14 protein-coding genes and 1 tRNA gene are annotated in these 15,803 nt (G+C 63.3%); 5 read left to right on the top strand and 10 right to left on the bottom strand.

Annotation, left to right across the window (positions count from 1 at the left end):
* Positions 1 to 19: 19 nt before the first annotated feature.
* The 8 genes from rpoB to JN280_RS22355 all read right to left on the bottom strand — a co-directional run bounded on the left by rpoB (position 20) and on the right by JN280_RS22355 (position 8,849).
* Positions 20 to 4,156 carry a DNA-directed RNA polymerase subunit beta gene (gene rpoB, locus JN280_RS22390; protein ID WP_202305329.1) on the bottom strand — a complete coding sequence of 1,379 codons (4,137 nt, stop codon included), beginning with the start codon at positions 4,154 to 4,156 and terminating at the stop codon, positions 20 to 22.
* A 252-nt stretch (positions 4,157 to 4,408) separates the two neighbouring features.
* A complete protein-coding gene (gene rplL / locus JN280_RS22385) occupies positions 4,409 to 4,789 on the bottom strand; it encodes a 50S ribosomal protein L7/L12 (RefSeq protein WP_202305327.1) in 381 nt (126 codons plus the stop codon).
* 53 nt (positions 4,790 to 4,842) lie between these two features.
* The gene (rplJ, locus tag JN280_RS22380) at positions 4,843 to 5,361 is read right to left on the bottom strand and encodes a 50S ribosomal protein L10 (RefSeq protein WP_202305325.1); all 519 of its coding nucleotides are present in this window, start codon (positions 5,359 to 5,361) and stop codon (positions 4,843 to 4,845) included.
* Between the two features lie 377 nt (positions 5,362 to 5,738).
* A complete protein-coding gene (gene rplA, locus JN280_RS22375; protein ID WP_202305323.1) occupies positions 5,739 to 6,437 on the bottom strand; it encodes a 50S ribosomal protein L1 in 699 nt (232 codons plus the stop codon).
* Positions 6,438 to 6,441: 4 nt separating this feature from the next.
* Entirely contained in the window at positions 6,442 to 6,870 is a 429-nt protein-coding gene (rplK, locus tag JN280_RS22370) for a 50S ribosomal protein L11 (RefSeq protein ID WP_202305321.1), read from the bottom strand.
* 152 nt (positions 6,871 to 7,022) lie between these two features.
* Positions 7,023 to 7,550: a transcription termination/antitermination protein NusG gene (nusG, locus tag JN280_RS22365; RefSeq protein WP_202305319.1), complete on the bottom strand. Its 528-nt coding sequence runs from the start codon at positions 7,548 to 7,550 to the stop codon at positions 7,023 to 7,025.
* A 25-nt stretch (positions 7,551 to 7,575) separates the two neighbouring features.
* Positions 7,576 to 7,779, bottom strand: a complete 204-nt coding sequence (gene secE, locus JN280_RS22360; protein WP_202305317.1) for a preprotein translocase subunit SecE — start codon at positions 7,777 to 7,779, stop codon at positions 7,576 to 7,578.
* A 407-nt stretch (positions 7,780 to 8,186) separates the two neighbouring features.
* Positions 8,187 to 8,849, bottom strand: a complete 663-nt coding sequence (locus JN280_RS22355) for a GntR family transcriptional regulator (protein WP_202305315.1) — start codon at positions 8,847 to 8,849, stop codon at positions 8,187 to 8,189.
* A gap of 185 nt (positions 8,850 to 9,034) precedes the next feature.
* Between JN280_RS22355 and JN280_RS22350 the strand changes: the two genes are divergently transcribed.
* The 5 genes from JN280_RS22350 to JN280_RS22330 all read left to right on the top strand — a co-directional run bounded on the left by JN280_RS22350 (position 9,035) and on the right by JN280_RS22330 (position 14,918).
* Positions 9,035 to 10,000: a TRAP transporter substrate-binding protein gene (locus JN280_RS22350; RefSeq protein WP_202314979.1), complete on the top strand. Its 966-nt coding sequence runs from the start codon at positions 9,035 to 9,037 to the stop codon at positions 9,998 to 10,000.
* A gap of 73 nt (positions 10,001 to 10,073) precedes the next feature.
* Positions 10,074 to 10,649, top strand: coding sequence for a TRAP transporter small permease subunit (locus JN280_RS22345; RefSeq protein WP_202305314.1), 576 nt, complete (start codon positions 10,074 to 10,076; stop codon positions 10,647 to 10,649).
* Positions 10,646 to 11,962, top strand: a complete 1,317-nt coding sequence (locus JN280_RS22340) for a TRAP transporter large permease (protein WP_202305313.1) — start codon at positions 10,646 to 10,648, stop codon at positions 11,960 to 11,962. The genes JN280_RS22345 and JN280_RS22340 overlap by 4 nt, the downstream gene beginning before the upstream one ends.
* The gene (locus JN280_RS22335) at positions 11,959 to 13,392 is read left to right on the top strand and encodes a malonyl-CoA decarboxylase (RefSeq protein WP_202305312.1); all 1,434 of its coding nucleotides are present in this window, start codon (positions 11,959 to 11,961) and stop codon (positions 13,390 to 13,392) included. The genes JN280_RS22340 and JN280_RS22335 overlap by 4 nt, the downstream gene beginning before the upstream one ends.
* On the top strand, positions 13,389 to 14,918 hold the full coding sequence (locus tag JN280_RS22330) for a malonate--CoA ligase (RefSeq protein ID WP_202305311.1): 1,530 nt from the start codon (positions 13,389 to 13,391) through the stop codon (positions 14,916 to 14,918). The genes JN280_RS22335 and JN280_RS22330 overlap by 4 nt, the downstream gene beginning before the upstream one ends.
* Before the next feature lie 32 nt (positions 14,919 to 14,950).
* Here the strand turns inward: JN280_RS22330 and JN280_RS22325 are convergent.
* Together JN280_RS22325 and JN280_RS22320 are read right to left on the bottom strand one after the other, a co-directional pair.
* Positions 14,951 to 15,026, bottom strand: a tRNA-Trp gene (locus JN280_RS22325).
* A 108-nt stretch (positions 15,027 to 15,134) separates the two neighbouring features.
* The gene (locus tag JN280_RS22320) at positions 15,135 to 15,611 is read right to left on the bottom strand and encodes a group II truncated hemoglobin (protein WP_202305310.1); all 477 of its coding nucleotides are present in this window, start codon (positions 15,609 to 15,611) and stop codon (positions 15,135 to 15,137) included.
* Positions 15,612 to 15,803 lie beyond the last annotated feature (192 nt).

Here is a 15,803-nt window from a genome sequence, read left to right as displayed (position 1 = left end):
TGGCGCGCCGCTCTTTCCGTTACTCGGCGGCGTCGGGCAGACGCGCCGGGCTTTCGTCGAGCTTGGTGTTCTCGAGCTCGACATTGAGGCCGAGCGAGCGCATCTCCTTGACGAGAACGTTGAAGCTCTCCGGAATGCCGGCTTCGAACGTGTCGTCGCCGCGCACGATCGCCTCGTAGACCTTGGTGCGGCCGGCCACGTCGTCCGACTTCACCGTCAGCATCTCCTGCAGCGTGTAGGCAGCGCCGTAAGCCTCCAGCGCCCAGACCTCCATTTCGCCGAAGCGCTGGCCGCCGAACTGCGCCTTGCCGCCCAGCGGCTGCTGGGTGACCAGGCTGTAGGGGCCGATCGAACGCGCGTGGATCTTGTCGTCCACGAGGTGGTGAAGCTTGAGCATGTAGATGTAGCCCATCGTCACCTTGCGGTCGAACGGCTCGCCGGTGCGCCCGTCATAGAGGGTCGACTGACCGCTGGTATGCAGGCCGGCCTGCTCGAGCATCTCGTTGATGTTGACCTCGTGCGCGCCATCGAACACCGGGGTCGCGATGGACACGCCGCGCTTCATCTGCTCGCCGAGCCGGATGATGCTCTGGTCGTCGTAGTCGCGGACCGGCTCGTTGCGGTCGTTGGCCGGGATCACGCTCTCGATGGTCTCACGCAGCGGCTTGATGTCGCCGCTCTGCTTGTAGGCCTCGATGAGCTGCCCGATCTTCCTGCCCATCCCGGCGCAGGCCCAGCCCAGATGCGTCTCCAGGATCTGGCCGACATTCATGCGGCTCGGAACGCCCAGCGGGTTGAGCACGATGTCGGCATGCGTGCCGTCCTCGAGGAACGGCATGTCCTCGACCGGGACGATGCGCGACACCACGCCCTTGTTGCCGTGGCGGCCGGCCATCTTGTCGCCGGGCTGCATCTTGCGCTTCACGGCCACGAAGACCTTGACCATCTTCATGACGCCGGGCGGCATCTCGTCGCCGCGCTGCACCTTCTCGACCTTGTCCATGAAGCGCTGTTCGAGCGCCTTCTTGGAGTCGTCGTACTGGCCGCGCAGAGCCTCGAGTTCTCCCTGGAGCTTCTCGTTCTCGACGGCGAACTGCCACCACTGAGAGCGCGGATACTCGTCCAGGATCTCCTTGGAAAGCGTCGTGCCCTTCTTGAAGCCCTTCGGCCCCGCGATCGCCTCCTTGCCGACGAGCATGTCGTTCAGGCGGCTGTAGACGTTGCGGTCGAGGATCGCCTGCTCGTCGTCGCGATCCTTGGCGAGACGCTCGATCTCCTCGCGCTCGATCGCCATGGCGCGCTCGTCCTTCTCCACGCCGTGGCGGTTGAAGACGCGCACTTCGACAACCGTGCCGAAGGTGCCGGGCGGCATGCGCATGGAGGTGTCGCGCACGTCGGAGGCCTTCTCGCCGAAGATGGCGCGCAGGAGCTTCTCCTCCGGCGTCATCGGGCTCTCGCCCTTCGGCGTGATCTTGCCGACCAGGATGTCGCCCGGCTGCACCTCGGCGCCGATATAAACGATGCCGGCCTCGTCGAGGTTCTTGAGAGCCTCTTCCGAAACGTTCGGAATGTCGCGCGTGATCTCCTCGGGTCCGAGCTTGGTGTCGCGGGCCATCACCTCGAATTCCTCGATGTGGATCGAGGTGAAGACGTCGTCGGCGACGATACGCTCGGAGAGCAGGATCGAGTCCTCGTAGTTGTAGCCGTTCCACGGCATGAAGGCCACGAGCACGTTGCGGCCGAGCGCCAGATCGCCCAGGTCCGTCGACGGGCCATCGGCGATGATGTCGCCCTTCTCGATCCGGTCGCCCACATTCACCAGCGGACGCTGGTTGATGCAGGTGTTCTGGTTCGAGCGCTGGAACTTCATCAGCCGGTAGATGTCGACACCAGACTTGCCGGGATCGAGATCCTCGGTCGCGCGAATGACGATACGGGTCGCGTCCACCTGGTCGACGATGCCGCCGCGGCGCGCCGCGATCGCGGCGCCGGAGTCACGGGCGACCACCGGCTCCATGCCGGTGCCGACGAACGGAGCCTCGGCCCGCACCAGCGGCACGGCCTGACGCTGCATGTTGGAACCCATCAGCGCGCGGTTGGCGTCGTCGTTCTCGAGGAACGGGATCAGCGCGGCCGCGACCGAAACCATCTGCTTCGGCGAGACGTCCATCAGGTCGACGTTCTCGCGCGGCGCCATCATCACCTCGCCGGCGTTGCGGCAGATGACGAACTCGTCCTTGAAGCGGCCTTCGGCGTCGAGCTCGGCATTGGCCTGCGCCACGAAGTGCTTGGCCTCCTCCATCGCCGAGAGATAGACGACCTCGTTGGTCAGCCTGCCGTCCACGATCTTGCGATACGGGCTCTCGATGAAGCCGTATTTGTTGACGCGCGCGAAGGTGGCCAGCGAATTGATCAGGCCGATGTTCGGGCCTTCCGGCGTCTCGATCGGGCAGATCCGGCCGTAATGCGTCGGATGCACGTCGCGCACCTCGAAGCCGGCGCGTTCGCGCGTCAGACCGCCCGGTCCGAGCGCCGAGAGGCGCCGCTTGTGGGTGATCTCCGACAGCGGGTTGGTCTGGTCCATGAACTGCGAGAGCTGCGAGGAGCCGAAGAACTCGCGCACGGCGGCCGCGGCCGGCTTGGCGTTGATCAGGTCCTGCGGCATGACCGTGTCGATCTCGATCGACGACATGCGTTCCTTGATCGCGCGCTCCATGCGCAAGAGGCCGACGCGGTACTGGTTCTCCATGAGCTCGCCGACCGAGCGCACCCGGCGGTTGCCGAGATTGTCGATATCGTCGATCTCGCCCTTGCCGTCGCGCAGCTCGACCAGCGTCTTGACCACGGCAAGGATGTCCTCCTTGCGCAGCACGCGCACCGTGTCGGCGGCGTCGAGCTCGAGACGCATGTTCATCTTGACGCGGCCGACGGCCGAAAGATCGTAGCGCTCGGCGTCGAAGAACAGCGAGTTGAACATCGCCTCCGCAGTCTCCAGCGTCGGCGGCTCGCCCGGACGCATCACCCGGTAGATGTCGAACAGCGAGTCCTGGCGACTCTCGTTCTTGTCGACGGCGAGTGTATTGCGGATGTAGCCGCCGACATTGATGTGGTCGATGTCGAGGATCTGGATCTCTTCCTCGCCGGCCTCGTTGAGCACCTTGAGGGTCTTCTCGTCGATCTCGTCGCCGGCCTCGAGATAGATTTCGCCGGTGGCGTAGTTCACGACGTCCTCGGCCAGGTAGCTGCCGTAGAGATCGTCGTCGGTCGCCTTGATCGCCTTCAGCCCCTTTTCGGCGAGTTGCTTGGCCTGGCGCGCGGTGATCTTCTTGCCGGCCTCGACGACGATCTCGCCGGTGTCGGCGTCAACCAGGTCGCCCACAGCCTTCAGGCCGCGGAAGCGGTCGACGTTGAAGGGGATGCGCCAATGGTCGCCCGACCGCTTGTAGGCGATCTTGTTGTAGAAGGTGGACAGGATCTCCTCGCCGTCCATGCCGAGCGCCATCAGCAGCGACGTCACCGGAATCTTGCGGCGGCGGTCGATGCGGGCATGCACGACGTCCTTGGAGTCGAACTCGATGTCCAGCCACGAGCCGCGATAGGGGATCACCCGCGCGGCGAACAGGAGCTTGCCCGAGGAGTGCGACTTGCCCTTGTCGTGGTCGAAGAACACGCCGGGCGAACGGTGCATCTGCGATACGATCACGCGCTCGGTGCCGTTGACGATGAAGGTGCCGTTCGACGTCATGAGCGGCATGTCGCCCATATAGACGTCCTGCTCCTTGATGTCCTTGATCGACTTCGCGCCGGTATCCTCGTCCAGATCGAACACGATCAGGCGTAGCGTCACCTTCAGCGGGGCAGCATAGGTCAGGTCGCGCTGGCGGCACTCGTCGACGTCGAACTTCGGCGCCTCGAACTCGTACTTCACGAACTCCAGCATCGAGGTGCCGGAAAAGTCCTGGATCGGGAACACCGACTTGAAAACGGCCTGCAAGCCTTCGTCGGGACGCCCGCCCTTGGGCTCCTCGACCATCAGGAATTGATCATAGGATGCCTTCTGAACCTCGATAAGGTTCGGCATCTCCGCAACCTCCGGAATCTTCCCGAAGAACTTGCGTACGCGCCTGCGACCGTTGAAAGTCTGGGTCTGGGCCATCGTCGCTCCTTGCTGCCTTTCTTGGGGCGCGCCTCGCCAGGCACGCCTTGCAACTCGTGACCGCCGTCGCGGCGATCTTCTTCCAATCCGCTCGCTGCCTTTCGGCGGCGGTTCGAAACGGCTGAAAACCCGTTTCCTGAAGGCCGTCCCGACCCTCAGGAAAGGGGTTCCCCAAACATCGCCCCGGTTCTCGGGCCCGGCGCCGTGCCGGGATCGGCGGACGGCTTCGCCGCCCGCCGAAACCGTGATGTCTTACTTCAACTCGACCTTGGCGCCGGCTGCTTCCAGCTGGGCCTTGAACTTGTCGGCGTCGGCCTTGGAAACGGCTTCCTTGACCGGCTTCGGAGCGCCTTCGACCAGGTCCTTGGCTTCCTTGAGGCCGAGGCCGGTGATGGCGCGCACTTCCTTGATGACGTTGATCTTCTGGGCGCCGGCGTCGGCGAGGATGACGTCGAATTCGGTCTTTTCCTCAGCCGGAGCAGCAGCGGCGGCGCCACCACCGGCAACGGCGGCGACAGCCACCGGAGCGGCGGCCGAAACGCCCCACTTCTCCTCCAGGAGCTTCGACAGCTCGGCCGCCTCGAGGACGGTCAGGCTCGAAAGGTCATCTACGATCTTGGCGAGATCAGCCATTTTTCACTTCCTTCAAAAGTTCGAACAGGTGTTGGTGACAGCGAGGAACGGCCTCATGCCGCCTCGTCCTTCCGGGCATAGGCGCCGATGACGCGCGCGACCGAAGCCGCGGGCGCATTGACGATCTGGGCGATCCGGGTAGCCGGGGTGGCGATCATGCCGACCAACCTGGCGCGGAGCTCGTCGAGCGACGGGAGCGTGGCGAGAGCCTTCACCCCATCGGCATCGAGAGCCGTCGGTCCCATCGCGCCGCCGAGAATGACCAGCTTGTCATTCCCCTTGGCGAAATCGGAAGCGACCTTCGGAGCCGCAATCGGATCGTCCGAATAGGCGATCAGCGTCTGTCCCTTGAACAGCTCGATGATGCCTTCGGATTCCGTGCCCTGAAGAGCGATCTTGGCGAGACGGTTCTTCGCGACTTTGACGGTGCCGCCGGCCTGACGCATCTTCGTGCGAAGATCGTTCATTTGCGCGACGGTGATACCGGCATAGTGGGCCACGACGACTGAACCAGCGCTCTTGAACGCATCGTTCAGGCCCGTGACGAGTTCGCGTTTTTCCGCTCTGTCCACTGCCTATCTCCAGTTGACGGCCGTCTCATTCTCGAAACGACCATCGGGTTGCCTTTTGCCGGGCGGGCCATCCACTCCTGGATCTCCCGAACGGCGCTCGAGGATCCTGCCCCCTTTCGCCACACCGACCGGCTTCCCGGACGGAGCGCTGACAAAAGGCCAACACGGTTCGAACCTTTCATCGGAGCATTAGCTCCTTTGTCGGGTCTTCACCCGTCTCATGCAGGCCCATTCGAATTAAGGCCCAGGGTCACCTTGGACCGCCTGCAATCTCGGACAGGATATCCGGAAGCCTCTCGGCTCCCGGAATCCGGGCCTTGCGGCCCGGAATTCTTTCAGCAGGATCAGGCCTTGCGACCTGATCCTCAACCAGCGTCTCAGGACGCCGCGAGGCTCGATATATCGAGCCTTAGGCCCGGGCCCATCGTGGTGGTGAGCGACACCTTCTTCACGTAGTTGCCCTTGGCGCCTGCCGGCTTCGCCTTGGTGACCGCGTCGGTGAAGGCGCGCACATTCTCTTCGATCGCCTTGGCGTCGAAGGAGGCTTTGCCGACGCCGGCATGAACGATGCCGGCCTTCTCGACGCGGAACTCGACCGCGCCGCCCTTGGAGGCCTTGACGGCGGCGGCGACATCGGTCGTCACCGTGCCGACCTTGGGGTTCGGCATCATGCCACGCGGGCCGAGAACCTTGCCCAGCCGACCGACCAGCGGCATCATGTCAGGCGTCGCGATGCAGCGATCGAACTCGATCGTGCCCTTCTGAACGGTCTCGACCAGATCCTCCGCGCCAACCACGTCGGCACCGGCGGCACGCGCCTCGTCAGCCTTGTCGCCCTTGGCGAACACGGCCACGCGCACGGTACGACCCGTGCCGTTCGGCAGGTTCACCACGCCGCGGACCATCTGGTCGGCATGACGCGGGTCGACGCCGAGATTCATCGCGACTTCGAATGTCTCGTCGAACTTGGCGGTGGCGCGCGACTTCAGGACCTCCACGGCCTCAGCCAGGCTGTAGGCCTTGTTCGGATCGATGCCCTCGCGGGACTTGGCTACACGCTTTGCAATCTTTGCCATCGTCTCAGCCCACCACTTCCAGGCCCATCGAGCGGGCGGAACCCTCGACCATGCGCATGGCCGCCTCGACGTCGTTCGCGTTCAGGTCCTTCATCTTCGCTTCGGCGATCTCTCGCACCTTGTCGCGGCTGATCTGGCCGGCCTTCGACTTGCCCGGCTCCTTCGAGCCCGACTTCAGGTTGGCGGCCTTCTTCAGGAAGTAGCTCACCGGCGGCGTCTTCATGACGAAGGTGAACGACTTGTCCTGATAGTAGGTGATCACGACAGGAATCGGCGATCCCTTTTCCAGCTCCTGCGTCTGCGCGTTGAACGCCTTGCAGAATTCCATGATGTTGATGCCACGCTGACCAAGCGCAGGACCGATCGGGGGCGACGGCGTCGCCGAACCCGCGGCTACCTGGAGCTTGAGCTGGCCCGCAATCTTCTTAGCCATCTCTTGTCTGCCTTATATCGTGCCGGCATGACCGGCGGTTGCAGTGTGGTGGTTCGGATTGGACGGCCGGCCACAGCCGCCTGCCCCTCCCACCAGTTCAGGCGGCATGAAAGCCGCCAAGCCCGATCGCCGTTCCGGCGCGGGCGTTCGGATCAGCCCTTCTCGACCTGTCCGAATTCGAGATCGACGGGCACGGCACGCCCGAAGATCGAAACTTCCACCTTGAGGCGCGAACGCTCCTCGTCCACCTCCTGGACGAAGCCATTGAACGAGGCGAAAGGCCCGTCCGACACGCGCACCTGCTCGCCGATCTCGAAGGTGACCGACGGCTTCGGCCGCTCGACACCCTCCTGCACCTGGTGAAGGATGCGCTCGGCTTCCTTGTCGGTGATCGGCACCGGCTTGGAATCGCCCAGGAAACCGGTCACCTTCGGCGTATTCTTGATCAGGCTGAACACGGCGTCGGACAGGTTGGCGCGCACCAGCACATAGCCCGGGAAGAACTTGCGCTCGGCGTCGACCTTGCGGCCGCGACGCACCTCGACGACCTTTTCGGTCGGAACGACGATCTGCTCGATCTGGTCGGACAGGCCTTTCTGCTTGGCCTTGTTCTCGATGTCCTCGGCGACCTTCTTCTCGAAATTCGAGTAGGCGTGGACGATGTACCACCGCGCAGTCATTCAGATACTCCCCGTAGTCGCCGGTCTATCGCGCAATGCCGAGGATCTGCTCGATCGCGAACGCCATGAGTTGATCGGCGGCGAAGAAGAAGATCGACGCGATCACCGCAAAGGCCAGGACCATCAGCGTCGAGATCATCGTCTCGCGCCGCGAAGGCCAAGTCACCTTCTGGGTCTCCGACCTCACCTGCTGGAGGAAGGTAAAGGGGTTGGTGGTCTTCGATGCCATGTGCCGCTCTGCTGTCGAGGCCCGTCGTCGCCGCAGGCCTTCTGGATGATCCCGTCGACCGGGAGATGCCGCATGGATACGAAACCCTGCGCGAATCAGCGCACCGTATCCGTCCATGCATTTCGGGCGCGTAAAGCTGACCTCTCAGCTCCACGCGCCGCGTGTCCGTTCTGTTTACATAAAGCCGATTCCCGACACATGCAAGTGTGAACAATCCGCTTTATTGTCAAAGCGCCAGCATGGAACCATCCAGTCGTCCCTTCCCGGCTATGGCGTGCTTATGCCTCAAAAGTCGCGTTTTGGCAAGCTTGATATGCAATGGGTGTCGTAAGCACACGAGTTGTCCGGGTTAGGTAGCACACGAATTGTCCGGTTTCATTGGTCACCGCCAAGGGGGCTGAGTCGACCTACTGTCGCGCTGCCGCCCGGTTGATCGACGCGATCAGGTCGGCGAAGCGCTCGCCCTGCACTGCCACATGGGCATAGGCACGCGACGCCGCAAGGTCTCCATCGCCCTCGGTCAGCGCCTCGACGATGGACTTGTGTTCAGAGAACGACGTCTGCATGCGGTTGCGGACGCGCAACTGAAGGCGGCGGAACGGCGCCAGCCGCTTGTGCAGCGCCATCGCCTGCTCGGCGACGAAGGTGTTGCCGCTGGCCGTGTATATCGCCTGATGGAAGCGCTCGTTCTCGTAGTAATAGGCATCCGTATCCCCGGACTCGGCTGCGAGCCGGCATGATTCGAGCGTCTTCTTCAACTGCACCTCATCCGAGACGAGCATGCGGCGCGACGCCAGCCGCGCGCAGATTGCCTCGAATTCCGCCATCAGTTCGAACATTTCGAGCAACTGCTTCGGATCGGGCGCACTAACGACAGCGCCGCGGTGGCGGCGATGCTCGATGAGGCCGGCGATCGAAAGCTGCTGCAGCGCCTCGCGTATGGGCGTGCGCGAAACACCGAAGCGGGCGGCAAGCGAGGCCTCGTCAAGACGCTCTCCCGGCCGCAGGGCGCCGGTGGCGATCTCCTCCTCGATCTGGGCCTTCAACCGACTCGATTGATTGATCTTCATGCAGAAATTCTGCTGCGTTTCGCGATCTCCCGCAAGTGCAAAAAATGCAATTCAGCCGCCGATGCATACAATTCGGTTGACAGTGCGTGCAAAATCACCTCCAATTCAAACAGCCGGCGGGAGGCCGGAACCAAAGGGAGGAAAAATTGCGACAGTCCATCAGAGCGCTTTGCATCTCCACGGCGATGCTTCTCGGCAGTTTCACCGGCACCGAGGCTTCCGCCCAAACGGTGCTCAAGGCATCCCACCAGTTTCCCGGCGGCAAGGGCGACATCCGCGACGAGATGGTGCAGATCATCGCCCGCGAGGTCGCGGCGGCCAATGTCGGACTGGAGATCCAGGTCTTCCCGGGCTCTTCGCTATACAAGCCCAATGACCAGTGGAACGCGGTGACCCGCGGCCTGCTCGACCTGACGTCCTTCCCGCTGGACTATGCATCGGGACGTCATCCGGAGTTCTCGGCGACGCTCATGCCGGGACTGGTCGGGAACTTCGACCGGGCCTTGCGGCTCAACGATTCCGAATTCATGCAGGATATCAAGAAGATCATCGATGATGCCGGCGCGATCGTAATCTCCGATGCCTGGCTCTCGGGCGCGTTCGCTTCAAAAAAGGGCTGCATCACCGCGCCCGAGACGGTCAAGGGGCAGGTCATCCGGGCCGCCGGGCCGGCCTTCGAAGAGATGCTGGTAGCGGCCGGCGCATCGATCTCATCCATGCCCTCGTCGGAGATCTATACCGGCATGCAGACCGGCGTGCTTGACGCGGCCAACACCTCTTCCGCGAGTTTCGTCTCCTACCGCCTCTTTGAACAGGCGAAATGTCTCACCGCGCCAGGCGAGAACGCGCTGTGGTTCATGTACGAGCCGGTGCTGATGTCCAAGAAGGTCTTCCAGGGCCTGAACGAAGCTCAACAGAAGGCGATCCTTGCGGCGGGCGAGAAGGCCGAGGCCTTCTTCAACGAAGAAGTCCGCAAGGGCGACCAGATCATGGTCGACACGTACAAGAAAGCGAATGTCGAGGTCGTCGAAATGTCGAAGGCCGACTACGATGCCTGGTTGGAGATTGCGAAGCAGTCCTCGTACAAGAAATTTGCCGCCAACGTACCCGGCGGCGACCAACTGATCGAAAAGGCCCTGGCCGTGGAATAAGCGACGGCGGGTGGCGACGATCCGATCGGCAGATCCCTCGCCGCCGCCCGCTTCACCGACAAGGAAGCGTCCAATGGTCGATGGCTATGTAAGGGCGATCGCCGGACTGTCCCGCGCGCTCGCTGTCCTGTCCACCCTGCTGATGATCGCGGCAATGCTCGTTGTCTGCCAGATGATCTTCATGCGCTACGTATTCAGACTGCCGACAATCTGGCAGACCGACTTCGTCGTGTTCTCCGCTACGGCCGCGATTTTTCTCGGCGCGCCCTACGTGCTCATGAAGGGTGGACATGTCGGCGTCGACGTCGTGGAGATGCTCGTCGCCGATGATGCTCGACGGTACCTCAGACTGGTCGGCAGCCTTCTCGGCCTGGTTTTCTGCCTCATAATGCTCGTCGCCACATGGGTGCAATTCCACGAGGCATGGGTTGGCAACTGGAAGCATTCGAGCGTATGGGGTCCGCCTCTCTGGGTGCCTCTGGCAGCCCTGCCGGTCGGATTCGCCGTCCTTTGCCTGCAGTATTTCGCCCAGATCCTGACATTTGGGAGGGCCGACGCCGGGCCGCATGACGCTCATGCGGCGATCGTCGGGGAAACGCCGGCCTTGAAGCCGGATTCGAACACGCACGCAAAGGAGCATTCGCGATGAGCCCGACCCTTGCCGGTCTCATGATCGTAGCGTGTCTTTTCGTATTGCTGGCAACAGGCATGCCCATCGCCTTCGCGCTTGGGCTTGCGGCTTTCGTCGCCCTGTTCGCGCAAAGCGGTACCGCCATCTTCTATGTGCTCGGCGACACGATGTTTTCCGGCATCGCAAACCTTGCCTATGTGTCGATCCCGATGTTCGTGCTGATGGGAGCCGCGGTCGCCTCGTCGCCGGCCGGATCGGATCTGTACAGTTCCCTGGACCGCTGGCTGAACCGCATTCCAGGCGGCCTTGTCCTGTCGAACATCGGCGCATGCGCGATCTTCTCCGGCATGACCGGTTCGTCGCCGGCGACCTGCGCCGCCATCGGCAAGATGGGCATCCCGGAAATGCTTCGCCGCGGCTATCCGACGACCGTCGCCGCCGGATCGATCGCGGCCGGCGGCACGCTCGGCATCCTCATCCCTCCGTCGGTCACGCTGATCGTCTACGGCATCGCCACCGAAACATCCATCGGGCGGCTGTTCATGGCCGGCGTGGTGCCGGGGATCATGCTGACCGTGATGTTCATGGTATGGGCGATCATAGACTGCAAGCGCAAAGGCTACGAATTCGATGCTCGCGCCGTGCGATACACGCTGAGGGAAAGGCTGGAAGCGACGCCCCGCGTCCTGCCCTTCCTGCTGATCATCGCAGGCACGCTTTACGTGCTCTACGGCGGCATCGCCACGCCGTCCGAGGCGGCCGGCGCCGGCGCTTTGCTCACCCTCGTCGTCGTCATCCTGAGCTACCGGCTGTTCCGGACCCGGCCCATCGCCAACATATTCGGATCCGCCATGCGCGAAAGCGTCATGATCATGATGATCATGGCTGCCGCCGAACTGTTCGCCTTCGCCCTGTCATCGCTCTTCATTACCCAGACGGTCGCCAGCACCATCGCCGGCATGGATGTGAACCCCTGGGTGCTGATGCTGGTCGTCAACATCTTTCTCCTGGTTGCGGGCATGTTCCTGCCGCCGGTCGCGGTCATCGTCATGACCGCGCCGATGCTGTTTCCGATTGTCACACAGGCGGGATTCGACCCCTATTGGTTCGCAATCATCCTGACCATCAACATGGAAGTCGGGCTGATCACACCGCCGATTGGCCTGAACCTCTTCGTCATCAACGCGATAGCGCCGACCGTCCCGACGAGGGACATCCTGTGGGGAGCCTTGCCCTACGTGCTCGTCATGTTCCTGGCCATCGCCGTCCTCTGCATCTTCCCCGAAATCGCGACCTGGCTGCCGAACCAGATGATGGGAACCGTCCAATGAACACGTCCTCCTTTTTCGGAGACATGCTGCAGACGATCACCGATCGCGGACGGCGCTTCCTCTCGCTCGGAACGCAACGGGGGAACGGGCCGCACGCGGTCGGCACGATGGAGACGCGTTGCGAAGCCCTGCTTTCGAGCAAGGGCGAAGCCTCCGGCATGGCGCTGGCCAAGGACATACTGGATCGCTGGAATGCTTTCGACATCGACAGCCAGCGCGAGTTCATGCGCATGTTGCTGACCCGCTTCGGCCCTCGGATCGAGCGTCTCGAAAAGGCGATCGAGGCCTACCGCGCGAGCCGCAGCGCTTCTGCGCTGCTCGAGCTGCACGAGGCCGCCGAGCCGCGCCGTCAGGAGTTGATCCGCCGCCTCAACCTTGCTCCTAACGGCATTGCCACGCTCGTACGGATGCGGGAAGTGCTCTTGAAGCTCAAGTCCGAGGATCGGGACCTGCAGGCGGTTGATGCGGACTTCGCCCATCTGTTCGGGTCGTGGTTCAACCGGGGCTTCCTTGTGCTCAGGCCGATAAGCTGGTCGACGCCGGCCGACATCCTGGAGAAGATCATCCGCTACGAAGCGGTTCATCAGATCAGCGGCTGGGACGAATTGCGCCGCCGCCTTGCGCCGGAGGACCGGCGCTGCTTCGCCTTCTTTCATCCGCAGCTTGTCGACGACCCTCTGATCTTCGTCGAGGTGGCGTTGACGCGGGAGATACCCGCCCGGATCGACGACCTGCTGCGCGAGGATCGCGCGCCCATCCGCGCCAACGAGGCCACGACTGCTGTCTTCTATTCGATTTCCAACTGTCAGGAGGGTCTGCGCGGCATTTCATTCGGCAATTTCCTGATCAAGCAGGTGGTGGAGGATCTGCGCCGCGAGTTGCCGAAGCTTGATACGTTCGTCACGCTGTCGCCTGTTCCCGGCTTTGCGCAATGGCTCGCCCGCGAACGGCGCGCCGAGGTTTCGGACGCCCTGGCGAGCGCCGACAGGTCTCAACTGAACATGCTCGACGACCCGAACTGGCCAGACGAGACAGAGGCTGTGGCTGCGCTCCAGCCGATCCTGACATCTGCGACCGCATGGTACTTCCTGCGGGCCAGGTCGGCCGACGGGCGCATCGTCGACCCGGTGGCGCGTTTCCATCTGGGCAACGGCGCGCGCCTGGAGCGCATAAACTTCCTTGCCGACCGCTCCGCGCGCGCGATGAGCCAGGCGCACGGGCTGATGGTCAACTACCTCTACAAGCTCGATGACATCGAAACCAATCACGAGGCTTTCGCCGACAAGGGCGAGGTCGTCGCCACGCCGTCGATCCGGCGTCTAGTACCGCCGGCGAAGGCATCGCGCAGCCTGGCCAAATGGGAGAAGGAAACGGCGACCACCCGAGGCGGCAATTCGGGAGCGAAAGGGAATAGGGAATTCACCGAATGAGCAATCATCTGTTCGACGCGATCCGCGCCGCCGCGACGCCGGAGGCAGTTTTCATCGAGACGGTCGACGGCCGATCCTGGACCTACGACGACATGCTCGCTTTTTCCGGCCGGCTTGCGTCGACGCTGGTGAAGCTCGGCATCGAGCCGGGCGACCGCGTTGCGGTGCAGGTTGAAAAGAGCCCGGAGGCGCTGATGCTCTATCTCGCCTGTGTACGCGCGGGCGCAGTCTACCTTCCCCTCAACACGGCCTACACGCTTGCCGAACTCGACTACTTCATCGGTGACGCGGAGCCGCGGCTGGTCGTCATGACGCCGAGGACCCGCGACGGCATCCTCCCCATCGCGCAGCGATACGGGGCACGCGTCGAAACGCTGGACGAAGCCGGAGGCGGTTCGCTTGTCGAGCTCGCCGCCAACGCGGAACCGGACTTTACGAACGTCGCGCGCGCTCCGGACGACCTTGCGGCGATCCTCTACACGTCGGGCACCACCGGCCGCTCCAAGGGCGCGATGCTGACCCACGACAATCTTCTGTCGAATGCGAGGACGCTGAAGGACTACTGGCGCTTCAGCCGTGCCGATCGGCTGATCCATGCGCTGCCGATCTTTCACACCCATGGACTGTTCGTCGCCTCCAACGTGGTCCTGCTGGCAGGGGCGTCCATGTACTTCCTGCCGAAGTTCGACGCGGACGAGGCGCTGCGGCTTATGCGGACTTCCACCTGCATGATGGGCGTGCCGACATTCTATGTCCGGCTCGTCCAGCACCCTGGGCTGACCCGCGAAGCGGCGGCCGCAATGCGGCTGTTCGTGTCGGGCTCCGCGCCCCTTCTCGCCGAGACGCACCGGACCTTCGCGGAAAAGACCGGCCATGCCATCCTCGAACGGTACGGCATGACCGAGACCAACATGAACACGTCCAATCCTTATGAGGGGGACCGGGTAGCCGGAACCGTCGGCTTCCCGCTGCCGGGCGTGTCGCTGCGCGTCACCGAACCCGAGAGCGGCAGTCCCGTCGCCGACGGCGAGACGGGCATGATCGAGGTCAAGGGACCGAACGTGTTCAAAGGATACTGGCGCATGCCGGAAAAGACCAAGGCCGAGTTCCGTGAAGACGGCTTCTTCATCACCGGAGACCTCGGCAGGATCGACGAGCGCGGTTATGTCCACATAGTCGGGCGCGGAAAGGATCTCGTCATATCGGGCGGCTACAACATCTACCCGAAGGAAGTGGAAGCGGAGATCGACCTGGTGCCGGGCGTTGTGGAGAGCGCCGTCATCGGTGTGCCGCACCCCGATTTCGGTGAAGGCGTGACCGCCGTGGTGGTACGCGAGTCCGGCGTTTCCCTGAACGAGCAGGCAGTGCTCGGTGCTTTGACGGATCGCCTTGCCCGCTACAAGCAGCCCAAGCGGGTCATCTTCGTCGACGATCTGCCTCGCAATACGATGGGCAAGGTGCAGAAGGCCCGATTGCGCGAGGAGTTTTCCGATCTTTATTCGGACCTTGCCGGCCGTTCGAAGTAGTGGCTGGCCGGCGCGGGGAAAAGGCTTTGGAGTGGCAGGGGCAACAGGGCTCGAACCTGTGACCTGCGGTTTTGGAGACCGCCGCTCTACCAACTGAGCTATACCCCTAACGCTGTGCTCGAAGCACGGCAGGGCCGCTTCCTAAGGGCTTCCGCGCGTCCTGTAAAGAGCGCTTCGTCAGCTTGTGCAAAACAAACCGCATGGCACCCCGATTTTCTATTCCTGCGGCTGGTAGGGTCCGCCGGGAACGCCCCAGCCCCATTGCGGCATGGGTTCTTCGGCGGGTTGGTGATCGGGCTCGAACTCGGAGTTTATCCTGGCCAGCCGTGTCCCCCATTCCACATAGGCCATGAAGGCCGAGCGGAATTCCGGGTCGTCGGGCAAGCCGACATGGTCGGCGGCATCGGCCAGCAGCTCGACCCAGCGCCGCCGCTGCGGTTCGGTGAGATGCCGGTCGAGGTGGTGCATGACCATGGCGCGATGGCCGCCGAGGCTCACGCTATAGGTCCTGGGTCCGCCGAACACTTCGCCGATGAAGGCGGCGACATGCCCGGGATGATCCGGCGACATATTGCGGAACACCGGTTCAAGCAGTTCGTCCGCGAGCACCTTGTCGTAAAAGGTTCGCGTCAGGCGCCCCAGCGCCTCGCCACCGCCAGCCCATTGGTAAAGCGTGGGGACGTCGTCGGGCATCCGTTCCTCCTCCTGGCCGGTTCGAAGCCTTGGTTCTCGGACGAAAACCAGCGGCAAGTCTGGGCTGGTGAGGCGTGAGCGAATCCACGCTAGCCTGCCCAGGCCCGCGTCCATGTGGCAGTCGCCGCGGCGGTTTGGAAGACTGCCCAAAAGCATAGGGCGGCCGAAGCCGCCCTATGTCGTCATTCCTGC

Source organism: Mesorhizobium sp. L-8-10, assembly GCF_016756635.1.
In the GTDB taxonomy this organism is placed as follows: Bacteria; Pseudomonadota; Alphaproteobacteria; order Rhizobiales; family Rhizobiaceae.
This window is presented reverse-complemented; position numbering and strand designations above follow the sequence as displayed.